General features: G+C 44.1%; 13 protein-coding genes. 6 read left to right on the forward strand and 7 right to left on the reverse strand.

The genetic code is table 11. The features are described from left to right. Positions 1-24 precede the first annotated feature (24 nt). From QO187_RS06640 to QO187_RS06655, 4 genes are all read right to left on the reverse strand, one after another. On the reverse strand, positions 25-1,044 hold the full coding sequence (locus QO187_RS06640; RefSeq protein ID WP_371547845.1) for a hypothetical protein: 1,020 nt from the start codon (positions 1,042-1,044) through the stop codon (positions 25-27). Between the two features lie 742 nt (positions 1,045-1,786). Continuing rightward, on the reverse strand, positions 1,787-1,915 hold the full coding sequence (locus tag QO187_RS06645) for a hypothetical protein (RefSeq protein ID WP_265734918.1): 129 nt from the start codon (positions 1,913-1,915) through the stop codon (positions 1,787-1,789). A gap of 106 nt (positions 1,916-2,021) precedes the next feature. Beyond that, a complete protein-coding gene (locus QO187_RS06650; protein ID WP_102094643.1) occupies positions 2,022-3,026 on the reverse strand; it encodes a lipoate--protein ligase in 1,005 nt (334 codons plus the stop codon). Positions 3,027-3,306: 280 nt separating this feature from the next. Next, positions 3,307-3,720 (reverse strand): hypothetical protein, encoded by a 414-nt coding sequence (locus tag QO187_RS06655; protein ID WP_102094644.1) that lies wholly within the window; start codon positions 3,718-3,720, stop codon positions 3,307-3,309. A gap of 605 nt (positions 3,721-4,325) precedes the next feature. Between QO187_RS06655 and QO187_RS06660 the strand changes: the two genes are divergently transcribed. Both QO187_RS06660 and QO187_RS06665 read left to right on the forward strand, forming a co-directional pair. After that, on the forward strand, positions 4,326-5,255 hold the full coding sequence (locus tag QO187_RS06660; RefSeq protein WP_102094645.1) for a DMT family transporter: 930 nt from the start codon (positions 4,326-4,328) through the stop codon (positions 5,253-5,255). A gap of 241 nt (positions 5,256-5,496) precedes the next feature. Continuing rightward, positions 5,497-6,603, forward strand: coding sequence for an alkene reductase (locus QO187_RS06665; RefSeq protein ID WP_102094646.1), 1,107 nt, complete (start codon positions 5,497-5,499; stop codon positions 6,601-6,603). Between the two features lie 146 nt (positions 6,604-6,749). Here QO187_RS06665 and QO187_RS06670 read toward each other — a convergent pair whose 3' ends face one another. Then, positions 6,750-7,724, reverse strand: a complete 975-nt coding sequence (locus QO187_RS06670) for a pirin family protein (RefSeq protein ID WP_102094647.1) — start codon at positions 7,722-7,724, stop codon at positions 6,750-6,752. 165 nt (positions 7,725-7,889) lie between these two features. Continuing rightward, the gene (locus tag QO187_RS06675) at positions 7,890-9,173 is read right to left on the reverse strand and encodes an NAD(P)/FAD-dependent oxidoreductase (RefSeq protein ID WP_102094648.1); all 1,284 of its coding nucleotides are present in this window, start codon (positions 9,171-9,173) and stop codon (positions 7,890-7,892) included. Positions 9,174-9,624: 451 nt separating this feature from the next. On the opposite strand from QO187_RS06675, the gene acs reads away from it, so the two are divergent. The 3 genes from acs (at position 9,625) to pgsA (ending at position 14,332) form a co-directional block, all read left to right on the forward strand. Next, positions 9,625-11,586: an acetate--CoA ligase gene (gene acs / locus QO187_RS06680; RefSeq protein WP_102094649.1), complete on the forward strand. Its 1,962-nt coding sequence runs from the start codon at positions 9,625-9,627 to the stop codon at positions 11,584-11,586. Positions 11,587-11,852: 266 nt separating this feature from the next. Continuing rightward, positions 11,853-13,049: an NAD(P)/FAD-dependent oxidoreductase gene (locus QO187_RS06685; RefSeq protein ID WP_102094650.1), complete on the forward strand. Its 1,197-nt coding sequence runs from the start codon at positions 11,853-11,855 to the stop codon at positions 13,047-13,049. A 599-nt stretch (positions 13,050-13,648) separates the two neighbouring features. Further along, complete coding sequence (gene pgsA / locus QO187_RS06690; protein WP_057758088.1) at positions 13,649-14,332, forward strand: CDP-diacylglycerol--glycerol-3-phosphate 3-phosphatidyltransferase; 684 nt, start codon at positions 13,649-13,651, stop codon at positions 14,330-14,332. 102 nt (positions 14,333-14,434) lie between these two features. On the opposite strand, the gene QO187_RS06695 is transcribed toward pgsA, so the two are convergent. Beyond that, positions 14,435-14,929, reverse strand: coding sequence for a pyridoxamine 5'-phosphate oxidase family protein (locus QO187_RS06695; RefSeq protein ID WP_102094651.1), 495 nt, complete (start codon positions 14,927-14,929; stop codon positions 14,435-14,437). Between the two features lie 551 nt (positions 14,930-15,480). Here QO187_RS06695 and purL point away from each other — a divergent pair. Beyond that, positions 15,481-19,491, forward strand: coding sequence for a phosphoribosylformylglycinamidine synthase (gene purL, locus QO187_RS06700; protein ID WP_102094652.1), 4,011 nt, complete (start codon positions 15,481-15,483; stop codon positions 19,489-19,491). Positions 19,492-19,571 lie beyond the last annotated feature (80 nt).

Here is a 19,571-nt window from a genome sequence, read left to right on the forward strand (position 1 = left end):
AATGTCAGATTGAGTAGTCATTGCTTATTCTCCTGTTAATGGATTATAAGCAGTTACACAGTTTTTAGGAAACTCCCCTTTTATCGCTTCCTTTTCCTCAAATTCGGTATCAGGTTGGATAGAAAATCGTGAACCACTTTTCTGGTTAGTCATAAGTAGTGGAACAGCACCCACTTTAGAGTGAATCTGAAATGCTTCACCATTTTTACCAAATGCTCCATGCGCCATGTAGTTTCTTACCTGCTTTTTAATCAAACCTAACTTATCATAATGTGGTCTAATCAACTTGTTTTGAACATCTAAACAAGCTTTAAATTTGTTTGCCCAGTTATCTTGAGCAAGTCGTTCTACATCTTCTCCTGTTAATAAAGAACCTTTTAATATTGCAGCATGAATAAATATATGTTCAGTAAAACTATAGAACGCATCAATGGCTGATAACGCTAACCACTGTTTCTCCTTTTTAAGCTTTTGAGAATCTGAATACACACTGAAGTAGTTTTCAAAATTCCATGACTCTTGTACTGTGTTGTTATGAGATATACTTTCTTGCTCTTTTCTTTTGTACTCTTCAATAAGAAAGGTATATCTATCATATAACTTCAGACTATGATTTAACACGTTGAGCTGAGAGTCCTTTGCAGCTTCATTTGCAACCCAATCGAAATATGGTTTAGCTACTTTCACAGCATTATTTATTTTTCTAACAATCTCTTGGCATTCCTTTTTTTGACTTTCCTTGTCTGCTACAAAGAGTCCCATCCCTAGTTTCCTATGTTCTAAAACATAAGCAACTCCGTTATAATCAATTGGTATCGACCAAGCAACTTTTTCAAATCGACCTAAGTTTTTGAAACCCAGTAAGTCAACGAAAAGAAAGTATATTAAGTAGTAAGGAGGTAAGTCATCTCCTACGTCTGCTCGAACAGCCTTAAAAAGAAAGTCCTTATCTGCTTTAGTGCCTTTTTCAACAGCACAATCAATAGGGTTAAGAATTTTTTGAATTTTATTTTTTAAAATATCTATATCATTCGGTAATGTCATCACGTTTTTTAGCTCCTAATTAGTTCTACTCTATTTAATTACCAAACACAAAAACCTTAGTCACTAAATTACCTTAATTTAGTATAGCTAAATACAGCTTTGGTTTTTACATTTACCTCATTAATTCGCTGGACTAAAAGCTCAGCCTACGACTGATCATGCTACTAAGAAAATCCCATCATCGTTAGGTTGGGTAAGCAAGAAAGGACTGCTGACTCCAGTAGAAGGCTTTCATTTAGGGCTGGATTTGAGACAGTATGTCACTGAAGTGAAAGATTTTTTAGGTGGTTTGCTCGTATCATAAAGGGGTGTTTGTTCATTATCGGCTATCCGTCAAGAGCTTACTAAGAGTGCGTTTTGATTTTTGGCATGGTTGAGGCAACGTGTGAATTGGCTCAAGGGTAAAGCTAAAAGGCTGATCTACGTTAAACACCCAATAATTTCCTATTAATTTACCATCTGTCGTTTGCAGATTATCTCGTGGTACATGGTTGATAGAGAAATGATTTTTATCAGCGTTATACCAGATACCCATCGCGCGCAAATCTTTCTCATCGTTATAACTTAGCGTTAGCTGTGGCTGAATTTGGTTGTTTACCGTTGCTAGCGTTATCGTCTTACTAGGAAAAGGCGCTAATGCTTTTGCCCAGCCAGTACCCTGCTGTGAGTGAGCAGATACGCTAGCCCACTGTTGTCTGACGTAGGTTGCATCTATATCCGAGTGGACAATAGCAAATAAGTCTTATTGAGTGATTTCTATTATTTGGCGCCGAGGGTATACCGTCACAGTCGTTTTATCGGCCGCAATGGTATTGTTTTCCATTCCCAAAAAAGAAGTCAGTGCAAAGAAAATAATGGCGATTTGTTCCATGAGTTACTCTACTTTTTTAACGGATCAACTTTAAATAGCTACCTCTAAAATGCTAAGGCTAAGATGCAAATATCTACACAAGATCAAGATATCAGCAGACTAAAAGTTAACCTTCCATCTCACCAACCAACCACTGTTCAAAATCATTCACCTGCGCTGCCAATTCAGATTGCGCTTTTGCTAGTTCAGCGAGCGCATGTTTTATCTCATGCTTATTATATTTAACACCAGTCAATGTATTTTTAAGCAGGTCGATAAGCTCAATATTTAGCGCATCAGAGAAGATGACAACTTCGGTAATCACGGCTTGCTTCACATCCATATGCACATCCATCATGCCCCAATCAAAGCGCGTCTCAATATGATGAGTAAATTCAGGCGTTTTACCAAAGCGCCAATCCCAATCCGCCATTTGTTGATAGTAAGCGTTTAGCGTCGGTTGCTTAGCAAGGCTAGCCTCATCTAATTGCTCGACCTGTGTAGTCTCTCCATGATATTCACAAAACGCTTCGATAATCGCCTCAGACAATGTCTCGTGATTGATAGCCTCATTAAAATCTACCAAGTTTGCCACACGAGCGCGCACAGATTTGATGCCTTTCGCTTTTAGCTTTAGCGGATGCGGGTTTAGATAGTCGCCAAGCTTTTGCATGTTGGCATTGACCAGCAATGTGCCATGATGAAAGCTGCGATCGGCGGCATGTCTAAATGCGCTGCCCGATATTTTGCGGTCGCCGACCTGCATATCGTTACGACCAGACAGCGTGGCGTCTATGCCGAGTTTTTTAAGTGCATTGATGATGATAGTGAAGTTTGCTTCTTGATCGTAAGCATCACTGGGCGATAAAAAGGTAAAGTTGGTGTTACCCAAGTCATGGAATACTGCGCCGCCGCCGCTCTGACGCCGTGCTAAAAATACATCGTCTGCGTCCATCTTATCGGTTTTGCACTCTACCCATGGATTTTGTGAGCGTCCAATGACCACGGTCTCAGAGTTACGCCATAAAAATAGGGTATGTGAGTCGGGATTGAGCGTATTAAATATCCAATCTTCGGTGGCAAGATTAAACCAAGGATTGGTCACAGCAGATTTTAGGATGCGCAGTTTCATGTATTTGACTCTTTAATAAACTGGGTTGGTGAGTAGGTTTTATGAATAGGTAGCATCATTCTTACCGATGCAGGGTTGTAATTCAATGGCTGTCTAACAGGAAGGTTGATTTTATCAGTGGCTTTGACAGTAGTGAAGACGTTGAGCATATAGAGAAAACGGTGAAAAAATTTTATAGAGGATGGGGCTAAGGTTGATGCTTCAGTTTTTAGCAGGCGGCAATAAAAGCCAAGCAAAACGCTCAGCTTTATTGCACTATAAATTGCCAGAGTATTTTGTTCTATTTAGCACAAATCTCCCACTGCGATTTTGTACTAAGATAACATTGCATAACCGCTTTACCAGACTGCGCATAGGCATCACTGACGATACGCTGATTGGTTGGCAGACGATATCTGATGATTGCTGGCTCGTCATTGACGGTGGTCGTCCATCCAGTCACTTCATTACGGTCATTATAATTTGCACTGGTAGAGGTTGCCATTTTGCCAAATCCTGGCAGGTTATAGGAGACCTGTCTAAAACTATAACTCATCGCTGCACCCTCAGCGCCCTCATACTGACAGTTTAGCTTTTTTTGCAGTTTATCTTGTTTATAAACATAGCAGGTGGTCTCATCTGAGAACTGACCAACCCCGCAAAAACCTGCCGTTGCAACTGACATCATACCGACAAATAACGCTATCCTTTTCATAATCATTCCTCAATAATTTATAAATCCTACTAATGATGTTTGCCATCTATTTTTTGTATTGCCAAATACTAACCAATACCTTTTAGATAGTAGAAAATTAGTAAACAAATATCAACTAATATATTTTGAGAAAATCTTGAATTGATTTATCAGAGCTACTTTTAACATCAGTATTATTAAGAGTAGCTGTTATAAGGTAGTGCTATAAGCAGGATTTGCTATGATCGTGAATCTGTTTTTATAGGTATTGAACGGATGACTTACTTAAGGGTGACTTTGGAGTTCTTTAGTATGTGAATAGAAAGGTGCTGGGATAGGCTAAAGTATAAGAAATATAGGATAGGCGCTGCTTACTGCATGGTGCTCAATAAAAGGGATTTGTCCAAATTTACAGATTATCAAAAAGGTGAAAGTCTTAAAGCTGTGCTAGAAAAATTAATAAGCGGATAAAAACTCACTATAAATTTTATAAAAAATTACCCATCAAACAATTAAAAAGTTATCATCATGAATTTTTAATCACATGATAGTTTTTACAACGCATCAGACGCTTATGACCGACACGAGTTGGCAAACGCAGTCTAAGCGCTTAATAGGATTACCCAATGACCAACCGTGATCTCATCATCTTTGTGACACTCTCTTTTATGTGGTCACTCTCCTTCGTTTTTTATCGTATCGGCGTGCCTGAGTTTGGCTCATTGGCATTCGCCAGTTTGCGTGTGATATTCGCCGGATTGGTCATGTTGGTCTTTGTATTATTAAATAAGAAAAACAGAGTCGGCATCAAGGAGCATTGGAAAATGCTGGCGCTCGTTGGCTTGTTTTCAGCAGCGCTGCCTTTTGTGTTGTTCTCGTTTTCCGCGCAATCAGTGAACGCAGGCGTGCTAGCCGTGCTAAATGCTTCTGTACCGATGATGAGTGGTTTTATCGCTAGAGTCTTCTTTAAAGATAGGCTATCAAAAAAACAAGCACTCGGTTTGGTCATTGGGGTGATTGGGGTAATCGTACTGATGAGCGAAAGCTTGTTTGGTGGCGGCGAGCCAGGCAAAGGATTGATCGAAGGACTCCTACCGATGGGCTACGCGCTACTAGCCTGTGTAGGTTATGCGCTTGGGGCCAACATCACCAAGAACTATCTGTACGAAGTATCGCCAGTCGCTATCACTGCAGGCTCGCTCATTATCGGTAGTATTATTATGCTGCCTGTGGCTTTTAATGAGTTCCCTTATGGTAAAGATGTCAGCATAAAGGCGTGGGTATCCGTGATCTGTATCGGTGTATTTTCGACCGCCATTGCGCTTATCTTTATGAATCAGCTGATTAAAAATATTGGCCCGACGCGCGCCACCAGTATTACTTTAGTCATCCCAATTTTTGCTATTATTTTAGGGTATCTATTGCTTGGCGAGGCGCTAAATATACAAGCTATCATTGGTTCGATTGTGATATTGATCGGCACATATCTGTCATTAGAGCTATCAATTAAGAAAATGCTAAAGCCAAAAGACAAGACCCAGACGAACAGTATTTAAGGCTTAGTAAACAGTCTTCGTAGTAAACAGATACGAATATTTGTATAGGTGAATATTGTTGTATCTGTTTGTAAATATTGCTTGGAATAATGAAATCTATCCCCTATAAATGTAGGCGCTAAACGTAGATTTACTAATGATATTATAAGTTTTTCTAAACAGCATTCGATAATAATCAGTATGAATGATGGTTGCTATAACTAAAGATCATAAATAGCGACAATAACCAATAGGACAGATTATGGCACACGATATTTTATTTGAGCCTGTAAAAATGGGCACACAAACGCTAAAAAACCGCATTATGATGGCCCCACTGACACGTCTGCGTGCCGTTGAGCCAGGCGATGTCCCTATCACATGGGCAGCAGAGTACTACTCGCAGCGTGCAGGGGCGGGCCTTGTCATCACTGAGGCAACGCAAGTATCGTTTCAAGCAAAAGGCTATGCAGGCGCACCAGGGCTACATACTCAAGATCAAGTCACTGCATGGAAAGCCATCGTTGACAATGTCCATGCCAAAGGTGGCAAGATCGTCGTCCAGCTATGGCACACAGGACTTGTCTCACATGAAAGCGTACAACCTGAACGCCGTGCGCCAATTTCAGCCTCAGATGTCGATGTAGGTATCCGTACCTCATTGCGTGATAGTGACAACCAAGCCATTCGCGCGGATGCCACGCCGCCGCGCCCAGCCAGTCTTGATGAGATTCAGCAAGTGGTTACTGACTTTGCGCATGCAACCAAGTGCGCGCAGGAAGCGGGGTTTGATGGTATTGAGATTCATGGCGCGCATGGTTATTTGCTGCATCAGTTTTGGGCCGAGCATACCAATCAGCGTGACGATGAGTACGGTGGTAGCCGCGAAAACCGCGCGCGTCTAACCTTGGACGTGATTGATGCTTGCGTAGAGGCATGGGATGCTGATCACGTGGGTATTCGTATTTCACCACTTGGCACGTTCAACAATGTTGAGGGAGGCTACGAAGAAGACGATAACATTTGGCTGATTGAACAAATCAATAAGCGTGGTCTAATGTATTTGCATCTGTCAGAGCCAGACTGGGCAGGGGGTACGCCGTATAGCGAAGACTTCCGTAAGCGTGTGCGTGCTGCTTTTGATCAGACCATCATCGCGGCGGGTGGCTATGATGCGGACAAAGCTGAGAAGAACATCAAAGCAGGCTATATCGATGCGGTAGCATTCGGTCGTGATTATATTGCCAACCCTGATCTCGCTGAACGTATTCAAGAGGGCGCACCGCTCAACGAGCAGCATCCAGAGAGCTTCTATGGTGGCAGCACGGTTGGCTACACTGATTATCCGTTTCTAAAGCAGGCGCAGTAATCTAGTCATCAGTTTTGATGATTAAGTAATTACTGACGTATAAAAGAAGCCACCTGACGATAGCCGTTAGGTGGCTTCTTTTTGCGTAAGCGTTAAGGTTTATCAGAACGTCTTATTTAGTAGAAATGTTTATTCACATTGGTTTTTTACTTACCAAAGTTGCCGATCTGATAATCGCGAAAAGTCTGTCGTAGCTCTTCCTGCGTATTCATCACAAAGGGGCCATAACCTGCGACGGGTTCTCCAATAGGCTCGCCGCTTAGCAGTAGCAGTTTGACACCTCCCTGCGCGTCTCTAGAGTAGGTGAGCTCAATGCTATCAGTAGTCGAATGAGAGGGAGTTTTAGATTCTGTATTGATATGGATAGGCGCTGAAAACTGAATCAAGTCGCCCGCACTGACGGCTGTGCCATTGACCAGTAGCTGACCTTCTTGTATCAGTAGCAGCGTATTGTGTGTATTTGGAACTTGTATCGAGGTCGTGCCTGCGGTATGTAGCGCGACATCCCACATATTAATCGGGGTAAATGTCGTTGCCGCACCTGTTATACCGTGCCAGTCACCGGCAATGATAGCAACTTGGCCTATAATGGTTTGTTTCTGAGCGTCTTGATCATTGATATCTTGATCGTCTATCAACTCGATGATAGGTATGTCGGCCCGTTTGATAGACTGATATTTGGGGTCAGTCAGCTTGTGCTTACTTGGCAGATTGACCCACAGCTGCACCATACTGAAGATGCCACCGCGCTGCCCAAATGCCTCAGAGTGAAACTCTTCATGCAAGATACCGCGTCCAGCAGTCATCCACTGTACATCACCTTCTAAAATATCACCGCGCCCACCTGTCGAATCTACATGACTAATCTCACCTGCATAAGCAATGGTGACAGTTTCAAAACCTTTATGTGGGTGTTGACCAACGCCATGTGGCTGCATTTTATAAGCGGGGTTGGGTGAAAACGTTGTTGGCTTGGCATAGTCTAATAATAAGAAAGGATCAGTACGGCTATAATCAAGGTCTGGATTGTCATCTAGATGACTGATCAGAGTTTTTACAAAAAAGCCGTCACCTACCCAGTGCGACTCTTTTTCACCGTGAATGTGTTTAATTGAACGCATGGGTCACCTCATTAGTCTAATTAGAATTACTATCAATAGAAAAGCTATTATTAAGTAATACTACTATGAATATAAGAGTAGATTGTATGAGTTTTTATTACTATTTCATTCCTAGGGCTGTCAGCAGCGATTAAGCAAATGTTAAACACTTATAAGTGTCCATGATTAGACGGTCTCACCACTCACAAAACCACTTGCCCATGCCCACTGAAAATTATAACCACCAAGCCAGCCGGTCACATCAAGCACTTCACCGATAAAGTATAAGCCGTCTTGTAAATTGCTTTGCATCGTTTTTGAAGAAACCTCATCAGTTTTGACGCCGCCGCGTGTGACCTCAGCGGTACGGTAGCCTTCCGTGCCAGAAGGTTTGAGCTGCCAACCATTAAGGGTAATACCAAGCTCTGTGAGACGTTCGTCTTTAATATTAGCAAGCTCCGTATCTTTGATGTCTTCCCACAGATGCGTCTGTAGTGCTGCTAATAGCTTCTTGGGTAATGCATTATCTGTGTTTTCTGCCAATACGGTACGAATAAGCTGGCGTGGATGTGACTTTTTGCGAGCAAGTAAAAGCTCAGTGACGTCTATTTCAGGCAACAAATTGATACTGATGGTTTCCCCAGTCTGCCAATAGTTGGAGAGCTGTAGCATGGCAGGGCCAGAGAGACCACGATGGGTAAATAGGACGGGCAATTTAAAAGAGATACGCTCATTACTGGCAATAACTGGCAAACTGATACCAGCCAAAGCACGAATAAGATCGCCTGTTTTGTCAGTGAAGGTAAAGGGTACAAGGCTAGCGTCAGTTGGCACAAGAGTATGCCCGAACTGCTGCGCCAACTCATAGCCGATACCACTTGCTCCCATGGTCGGGATAGATAGTCCACCAGTGGCGATGACTAAAGACTCACAGCTATAGCCTGTTTGCGAAGATTGAGTGCCGTTCGCAATGTCTTTTTTACCAAGCTTTTTACTCGTCGTTAGATAAAAGCGTTCGCCTTTATCATGAGCAGCAGTTTTAACGTGATCAATCTGAGCATTAAGCTTTACTTGTACGCCTACAGCCGTGCATTCATCTAGCAGCATAGACAAGATATCTTGTGCCGAGTCGTCACAGAACAGCTGACCGTGTTCGCGTTCATGGTAGGCAATCTTATGCGACTCTACCATGCCGATAAACTCCCAACTTGGGTAACGACTTAGCGCTGATTTGCAGAAGTGGGGATTGGCACCAATAAAGTGCTCAGGCTCTACAAAGTAATTGGTGAAGTTGCAGCGACCACCACCTGACATCAAAATCTTTTTACCAGCTTTATTGGCATGATCCAAAACCAATACGCGGCGACCGCGCCGTCCGGCAGTCAGTGCACAGTACAACCCTGAAGCGCCAGCACCAATAATAACGACATCATAGTGAGTATGGTTTTGTGCATTGCGTTGATTAGTCATTGCGGTCTCGTAAAACGATGGGGTGAAAAAAGTATAACCAGGCCAAGCATTGTTTTTATTAAAAACGCGGCTGACATTTTGTTAAATGAAGCAGTATGTTTAGTGTAGCTATTGTCCATATTTCACTAAAGGTTACAAGGATTAAATGCCCTAAGCCATACGCTGTTACCGTGTGATCACAACCAGCTGTCATTTTAGTACTATCGTTATGATAGCTGCCCCTATAAATAGCATTATACGTACCAGTATAAGTACTAATATAATTATCTAAACATACAGATGTACAGTGAAATTGTTATGTTTGGCTTTTGATGTCTTGCAACGGTCACGCTTATTTGTCAAACTAACGATGAGCGTCACACATTATGGAAGATGACTCTTATCGCTTACATGGGGCGCGTCATAGACGTTTATCCGTGTAGGTCATAATAATTAAAAGGGACCCAACACTATGACTCAGAAATCATTTCCTATCTCAGCCGAGTTTATGGCTGCTGCCAATACCACACCTGAACAGTACCTCAAAGACTACGGACAATCCATCGAATCAACAGAAGCAAGTGATGCTTTTTGGGCGAAGCGCGCTGAGCTAATCGATTGGATAAAGAAACCGACCAAAGTCAGTAATGTCAATTATGACTTAGACGATTTTAGCATTAAATGGTTTGAGGATGGTGAGCTGAATATTTCAGTCAACTGTCTCGACCGTCACCTCGAAGAAAACCCATACAAGCCTGCTATCATCTGGGAAGGCGATCACCCTTCGTTGCACAAAATTATTTCTTTTAAAGAATTGCACGAAGCTGTCTGCCGCTTAGGTAATTCATTGCGCAAGCTTGGCGTTGTAAAAGGTGACCGCGTAACTTTATATATGCCGATGATACCGGAAGCCATGGTAGCGATGCTGGCATGTGCGCGTATCGGTGCGGTACATTCAGTGGTGTTTGGTGGTTTTTCTGCCGAGAGTTTGGGTAATCGCTTGATAGACAGTCGCTCAAAAGTTGTTATTACCGCTGACGAAGGTTTACGCGGCGGCAAGCACACACCGCTCAAAGCCAATGTCGATCACGCACTCGACATGGATGGCACTGAGAGTGTCGAAAAAGTCATTGTCGTTCATCGTACGGGTAACTCTATACCGATGAGTGGGCGCCGTGATGTGTGGTATCACAATTTGGTCGATGGTCAATCAGAGATCTGCGAGCCTGAAGTTATGAATGCCGAAGACCCACTATTTTTATTATATACTTCTGGCTCGACTGGTAAGCCAAAAGGTGTAGTGCATACTACAGGCGGCTATATCACCTATGCTATCTCAACGTTCCGTGATGTTTTTGATATCAAAGAAGATGACGTCTACTGGTGTACGGCAGATGTAGGCTGGATTACTGGCCACACGTACTCAACCTATGCACCATTGGCCAATGGCACGACAACGGTAATGTTTGAAGGTGTACCAGAGCATCCAACATGGGCGCGTATCGGTCATATCATTGATAAGCATGACGTGACTATTTTATACACTGCACCGACAGCCATTCGCGCGATGATGAAAGAGGGCGACGCTTTCGTTCGAGAGTCGGATCGTTCTAGTTTGCGTCTGCTAGGGTCGGTCGGTGAGCCGATCAACCCAGAAGCGTGGGACTGGTACTACAATGTCGTCGGTGATGGTAAATGTCCTATCGTCGATACATGGTGGCAGACCGAGACTGGTGGCATCTTAATGGCACCAATACCAGGCACGGTCGATCTCAAACCGGGCGCGGCAATGACACCACTATATGGCGTCAAACCAGAAGTCGTCGATAGTGATGGTGCGATTTTAGAAGGCCCTGCAGAAGGCAATTTGGTGATCAGTAGCGGCTGGCCAGGGCAGATGCGTACTATCTACAATGACCATCCACGTTTCTTAAAGACCTACTTTAGCGATTATCCGGGTCATTATTTCACGGGTGATGGCGCTCAACGTGATGAAGATGGGCATTACTGGATTACTGGTCGTGTCGACGATGTACTCAACGTGGCAGGGCATCGCTTGGGCACAGCAGAGATCGAGAGCGCCGTGGTTGCGCACCCTGCAACTGCTGAAGCTGCGATTGTCGGTATGCCGCATGAGATACGCGGTACCGGCATCTGTGCATTTATCATTCTAAAGTCAGGTGAAGAAAAGACCGACGATCTAAAAGCAGAATTAAAACGCCATGTGCGTGCCGAGATTGGACCAATTGCGACGTTAGATGCCATCTATATGGTTGATGCACTACCAAAAACGCGCTCAGGAAAAATCATGCGCCGTATCTTGCGTAACCTTGCAGCAGGTCAATATGTAGGACTGGGCGACCTATCTACGCTTGCCGATAGCTCAGTGATTAATGACTTGGTTGAAGAAGTCAAAGCGGGCCGTGGAGAGTAAGTCTGCTAACGACCCTGTAGTTTTAAGGATAGTTATTCAGTACTAGCCATTGATATTTGCATATCGAAGTTGAATAAAGGCCATGTTATCGAGAATAGCATGGCTTTTTTACGTAGACGATATTGATATTGGCTTATTTTGAAGGTTCAATAATGCTAACAAAACAATATTATTATTATATTAATTGGTGAGACACTCAGTACTTACTAGGCTAGCTAATTAATATAGTAGCGATTCATAAATACTTCATAAGGTCTACTGTCATCATGACTAATCATACTTCGTGCTCAACTGTTCTATCTGCCCCAAAAATCGCTATCATCGGTGGTGGCCTAACGGGATTGCTTACCGCAACACTATTAGAGCGCGCGTCAAACCAGACAGGCTCGTCATCTAACAGCCCGCAAATCACTATCTTTGAAAAATCACGTAGTGTAGGCCGTTTAGCGACCCGCTATCGCAGCGATAGTGAGACTGGTAAAAACTGGCAATGGTCGTTCGGCGCACAGTTTTTTACTGCGAAAACTGCTGACTTTCAACAATTTATCGCGCCTTGGTTAGATACAGGGTTGCTACAGCCGTGGTGTGCCGAAGTGGTTGAGTTAACGCCAGAAAGTGACAATGGTCAGTCACCTAATATCAAAAGCAAAGAGCAATGGGATGCAGTGCATGCACGCTACATTAGCACACCAAAAATGACCAGTTGGGGCCGTGAATTGGCCGCCGCGCTCAAGTATACGACCATAGTATTTAAGACCCGTGTCGCACCGCTCGCTCAGTATTTGCACCATCAAAACCCGCAGCAGTCTCAGCATCAGATCCAGAACCAGACTCATAATCAAGACAGCAAGCAAACTGAGCTATTTGACGAAACTGGCGCCAGTCTGGGCTGGTTTGATTGGGTTATTTGCACAGCGCCAAATGGTCAGGCGGTAGAGTTGATGGCAGATAGTAAGTTTAGTCAGCAAGACAAAATTACTAAACCGCAAATGCAAGCCTGCTATACGTTGATGCTTGGTTGGGATGATGTCCAAAAGCTACCTGAGACATTAAAGGGTCAGCTAGTACCGCAATGGGATGTCGCTTATTTAAATAGCGCTGTTCTCGATAGGATATTTATTGAGCATCAAAAACCTGCTCGTGATGAGCTACTACCAAGTGTCACCATTCATGCACGTAATGACTGGTCAGAAGCCCACGTCGATGACGATATTGAGTTGGTAAAAGAACAATTATTACAGGCGGCAAAACAAGCATTAAATTGGAATGAAGACAGCGCACCTAGCCAAACAGATTGTCATCGTTGGCGCTATGCAGCTACTATCGTAAATAAGGATGCTGAAGAGCTAGGCATCTTAATCGATGCAACCAAACAATGGATCGTCAGTGGTGATTGGTGTGCAAAAGGTAATATAGAAAGCTGCTATCGAATGGCGCAGCAAACTGTTAAGGCAATCATGTAAACTCGGCAAGCGTAATATCTATGCTCATTATTTTGCATTGTTTAACGATATTTAGGTTTAGCAAAACTTAGGCAAAAAAAGGCCCACAGAGGAGGTACTGTGGGCTGAGGAAAACGGGTCATGTATTAGCTACACAGGCCGTGGTCAAGAGTTGTTGTAATTATTGGTGCTCTCTACTGTTATTTATAAGGGTAATAATTATCAATACAATAGGTGGAGATATTTACTTAGCTATTTACATCTACTGATTTAAGTGTACAAGTGTTCTGGTACAGTCGCTATGATAGCGCAATTGAGTGCTGTCTGGCGGTTTTGGTTACAGTATATTACGTTGTAAAAATCCAAAAGACGCAAAGACTGGTATGAAGCACTGATATTTAGAGCAAGTAGCGGAGCTTTATGATGCAATCATTCATAAAGGCTCTCAATAATTTCAATACCTTATGTCGATAGAAGGTCATCTAGTCAGCCTTGATACCTTTCTTGATATCTTTCTTGATACCTTTGATAACTCAATCGCTGCAGAGATGGCATGACGCCTTGTCCGAAAAATGCTAAGCTATCTGCCATTATTATGTTCATATTAAACTGGGTTTGCCATGACTGACAGCACGCATTTGCATACGCAGGAAGAACCGCCAAGTTCGCAAAATACCAAGAGTATTTTTAACTTGCCTAACAACCTTACGATTGCGCGTATCTTGATGATTCCGCTATTTGTCGCGATTGCCTATTGGCCGCCAGCTATGGGTATTGGTATGCCTGCGATTTCAGACAATGTCATTGCGCGCGTTGGGATGAGCGAGTTTAGCGATAGTTTGTTGCGCCATTTATTATTGACTGGCGTCTTTATTATTGCCGCAATTACCGATTGGCTTGATGGATATTTTGCTCGTAAACTTAATGTCATGTCAGCCTTTGGTCGCTTTTTGGACCCTGTTGCTGATAAATTGATGGTAGCTGTAGCGCTCATTGTCCTTGTACAGTGGCATCCCAATATCATTATGGCGATAGCGGCTATCGTCATTATCTCGCGTGAAATCGCAGTATCAGCGTTACGTGAGTGGATGGCAGAGTTGGGTAAAAGCACTAGCGTCGCGGTATCTTATGTGGGCAAACTAAAGACCACGTTTCAGATGGTAGCGATTACCGTACTACTGCTTAATTGGCAGTCGCTTGAAACCATCGGTTATGTATTAATGGTCGCCGCTGTGATACTTACCTTATGGTCGATGATGATTTATCTAAAAGCTGCTTGGCCTTATTTAAAGCAAAGCGGTTAACTCCATAAGACAAAAGTAATCAGCGTAAAACTTAGACAATAAAAAACGCCAGTCGCATTAGCCACTGGCGTTTTTGTTTTTACTGATTATAAATCAGACAACTTATAGTGTGACCGAGTTGTTTTCGCCTAAGTTAGTCGCTTTTTTGCCATCCATTACTGCAGCAGTGGTCATCTTAAACATATTGACTACTGAGCTACCGCTTAGCCAGTATTCGGCACCATGTGGGACAACTTTGATTAACTGTACATTTGGATCTTCTTTACCTTGCTCATAAAAAGCATTATAAACTGGCGACCATAGCTCATCTAACTTCTCTTGGTCTTCAACCAGCTCGGCTTTACCGTTGATTGAGACATAGTTTTTGGCATCTTGACTGACATAAGCCAAGTTCACTTGGGGATTTCTCTCGATATCTTTGACAGTTTCTGTGGTTTTATCACCGATAAACCAAATCTCTTTTGCACCCAAACTGGTTTCGCTAGTGGTCATGGGGCAGGCATGCAAATGGTCTTCGTGGGTACGAGTGGTCATCATGGCGAATTTAACGTCTTTTACCAACTCTTGAACTTTATCGATGTGGTCTTGTCTACTCATAATAAGTGTCCTTTTTCATTATAGTGATTGAGTTTATGCTCATTGATTATTGTTATTGACTCAGTTTTTATTTCATTGAATCTCTAGTTTAGACGAGTAAGCATTTAACTCGCCGGCAACTGCTATCTAGAGTAACGATTAGCCGTAGGCAATTTATATAGATTGCCCGTAATGCGATGTGAGTGTTTGTAAGGACTATAAGGGTTGCGTAAAAATTGTGACACTAAGTGCCAAGTTTTTCTATTATAAAAAGCGATTGTGTAATGTCTGCAATTTGATAAGCAGGACTAAAAGGGCTGTTAGCAAGGTAATTGTAAGGGTAGTTAAAAACGCTGCTTAAAACGTGACTTAAAATAACTCAGAACAGTTATCTAGTAACTGCTATTTATAGCTATTGTTAGCTTGATAACTGACTGATTAACTAAGTAACTAACTGTACTTTTCAGCAATTTATTTGGTTTTGACCTGCTTATTATGGGGCTTCTTGTTATAATACGCGGACCATTTACTTTGCATGGCAGAGATGCCTTGATCTTACGGATTATGCCTTTATGATGACCATCGCCGGACAACCGTTTCTTACCGATTTTCAGACGCAGCAACTCATCAGTCAGTTTCAGCAAAAAACCGAGCTAAATGTCAGCCACATCCATACTCAGCAAGTTTATGTGCTATCACGAGAACTAAAAGGTGATGAGCATAAAAAAGCGCTGGACTTGTTTGGTATTAAAGAAGATACCCAACTTGCCGCCCCGCAAGACAACCAATTACAAGTCATCGTGAGCCCGCGTTTTGGGACGATTTCGCCATGGGCAAGTAAAGCGACCGATATCTTTAATAACTGTGATATTAAGATTAACCGTGTCGAGCGTGTCATTGTTTATACCCTAACCATCGATGAAAAAGCAGACGGCAAAGTGGGTGCAACGCTACCTAAAGCCGCTGAGCAATTATTGTTTGATCGTATGACCCAAAGCTTGGTTTACGATTTAAACGATGTGAATAAACTGTTCGATGATGAGCAGCCAGCATCACTCAATCATATCGACGTGATTGGTCAAGGTCAGTCAGCATTAGAATCGGCCAATACAGAGTTTGGTTTTGCGCTATCGAGCGAAGACATTGATTATCTGATGAATGCGTACGTCAATGAGCTCAAGCGTAATCCAACGGACGTTGAGCTAATGATGTTTGCTCAGGCCAACTCAGAGCATTGCCGTCATAAAATTTTTAACGCTGAGTGGACGGTGGATGGTGCAGTACAGCCAAAATCACTGTTCCAAATGATTAAGAATACTTATAAAGCCAATCCGCAAGGCATCTTGTCGGCTTATAAAGACAACGCTGCGGTAATGGCTGGAGCAGAGGGAATGCGTTTTTACTCGATTCCTACCGACGCCCAAGATGCTAATTCTGCCCATCCTTACGATTTCCATCAAGAAGAAATCGATATCTTAATGAAAGTCGAAACCCATAACCATCCAACCGCGATTGCTCCTTATGCGGGTGCGGCGACGGGCGCGGGCGGTGAGATTCGTGATGAAGGCGCAACGGGTCGTGGCGGTAAGCCCAAAGCAGGTCTCACAGGTTTCCACGTTTCACATTTACATATTCCAGAGCTTGCTGAGAAGTGGGAGCAGTCAGGTCAATTAAGTACGCAGGATTATGGTACGCCGGATCGTATGGCCACTAGCCTTGAGATTATGACGGAAGCGCCACTAGGTTCAGCCAACTTCTCAAACGAATTTGGTCGTCCAAACCTATGCGGTTATTTCCGCAGTTTCCAATTGGATACTTCAGCGGCAAAAGACGGTAGCCAAATGCGCGGCTATCATAAGCCAATCATGCTGGCAGGCGGTTACGGCAATATCAAACGCAATCTGATTGAAAAAAATGCAATCACAAAAGGCGATTTGCTAATCGTCCTTGGTGGCCCTGCGATGCAAATCGGTCTGGGCGGCGGTGCCGCATCGTCAGTCGATAGTGGTGACCTTGATGAAGGTTTAGACTTTGCCTCAGTTCAGCGCGATAACGCTGAGATGGAGCGTCGTTGCCAAGAAGTCCTTGATCGCTGTTGGGCACTAGCGGGCGATGATGTCGATGTAAGTAATAACAGTAAAGACGGCAACCCAATCGTTTCATTACATGATGTAGGGGCAGGTGGTCTGTCTAATGCTATGCCAGAGCTGGTCAATGACCATGAAATGGGCGCGCATCTGAACTTGCGTAAGATTCCATCGTTAGAAGCTGGCATGTCGCCAATGGCCATCTGGTCAAACGAAGCGCAAGAGCGTTATGTGCTAGCAATTCGCCCAGAGAGCAAAGATCAGTTCGATGCTATCTGTGCCCGTGAGCGCTGCCCATATGCCATCTTGGGCGAGGCGACGGATATCCGTCAGCTAATCGTTGATGATGAGCTATTAACTGAGCAACCAGTCGATATGCCGATGCAAGTACTGCTCGGCGGTACACCGAAAATGCAACGCAGCTTTGAGCGTACCGAGAGCACGTTACCAGCATTAGAGCTTGGCGATGTCAACTTAGCCGAGTCAATCACCGATGTATTGCGTCACCCAACCGTGGCGAGCAAATCGTTCTTGATTAGCATTGGTGACCGCTCTATCACGGGTATGGTCGTGCGTGATCAGTATGTGGGTCGCTATCAAGTGCCTGTGTCAGATTGCGCAGTAACGGCGTCAGGCTTGGTTGCGCTAGATGGTCAGCCAATGACTGGTGAAGCCATGAGTGTCGGCGAGCGTACGCCTGTTGCGCTGATTAGTCCAAAAGCTTCTGCGCGTCTAGCAGTCGGTGAAGCGATTACTAACATCGCGGGCGCACGTATTAATCAGCTATCAGATATCACGATGTCAGCGAACTGGATGGCCGCCTGTGGTGAAGACGCGGAAGATGCGGCGTTGTTTGACGCGGTACATGCCGTTGGCGAAGAGCTATGCCCAGCACTCGGTATCGCTATCCCAGTCGGTAAAGACTCGCTATCGATGCGTGCTAACTGGACAGATAATGATAATGGTGAAAACCAAGACAAATCAGTCGTGTCGCCAATGAGTTTGGTCGTGACGGCATTTGCCCCTGTCGTTGACGTCGCAAAAACGCTAACCCCTGAGCTAATCAATGGCGACAGCGCGTTCTACCGTATCGATTTGTCTAAAGGCAAGCTACGTCTAGGCGGTTCGATCCTTGCGCAAACGCTTAGCCAACTAGGTAACGACTGCCCAGATTTAGCGCAGCCGAGCGATTTAATCGATTTCTTTAACTTTATCCAAGCGGGCAATGCGCAAGGCGTCATTAGCGCTTATCACGATATTGGTGATGGTGGGCTATTAGCAACTATCGCTGAGATGCAATTCACCAGCCGCCAAGGTATCAAGCTGTCATTAACTGATGATAACTTACTCGGTCAGCTGTTCAGTGAAGAGCTGGGTGCGGTCATCCAAGTCTTGCCTGAAAACGTCGCCGCATTAATGCAATTGGCAGAAGAATTTAACGTCAGCGATATGCTCAGCCTAGTTGGTCAAAGCTCGGAAGAAGACAGCTTAATTATCCAAACGCCTTTGCACATGGGTAATGAAACTCTAAGCTTTAGCCGTAGCGAATTACAACAAGAATGGAGTCAGGTCAGCTATCAAATCGCGCGTCGTCGTGACAATCCAGCTTGCGTACAGCAAGAATATGACTTGATTAGCGATGCTAGCCATCAAGGTCTGATCGCTGCGCCAAACTTTGATCTCAATCAGAAAGTTGAAGAGCCTTACCTCAACAGTCGCGAGAATAAACCAAGAGTCGCTATCTTGCGCGAGCAAGGCGTCAATGGTCAGACAGAAATGGCAGCAGGCTTTACCCAAGCTGGCTTTGAAGCGGTCGATGTACACATGAGCGATCTACTGAGTGGTCGCATCAATCTACGTGACTTCGACGGTCTGGTCGCTTGTGGTGGCTTTAGTTATGGTGACGTACTGGGCGCTGGCTCTGGTTGGGCGAACTCTATCTTGTTCCATGACGAGCTACGCATGCAGTTTGTCCGCTTCTTTGCCCGTCCTGATACCTTCTCACTAGGTGTCTGTAACGGCTGTCAGATGATGGCTCAGTTAAAAGACCTCATCCCAGGTGCAGAAAACTTCCCACGTTTCGTCGCCAACCAATCGGCTCGATTTGAAGCGCGTACGGTCAACGTAAAAGTTGAGCGTACCAAGTCGATCCTGTTCAAAGGTATGCAAGACAGTATCTTGCCAATCGCGGTGGCGCATGGTGAAGGCTATGCTACGCTGAATAATACCGAAATCGACGGTATGGCAAACCACGGTCAGCTCGCCATGCGTTATGTCGATAGCCAAGGTCATCCAACCGAGACCTATCCGCTCAATCCAAACGGTTCGCTCGGCGGTGTCACGGGTCTATGTAGCACCGATGGTCGCGTCACTATCATGATGCCGCATCCTGAGCGTAACCTAAAAGCGTATAACCACAGCTGGAAACCAGAAGAGTGGGATGAGGACGGCGCGTGGATGCGTATGTTCCGTAACGCTCGTGCTTGGTTTAGATAGGCTAAGTTAGTTTAGAATATTATTGTAAGCATAAAAAAAGGTGGGCGTAATGCTCACCTTTTTTGTGTTTTGAGTAATGC

The sequence above is a fragment of the Psychrobacter sp. Arc9 genome (assembly GCF_041431295.1).
Lineage (GTDB): Bacteria > Pseudomonadota > Gammaproteobacteria > Pseudomonadales > Moraxellaceae > Psychrobacter.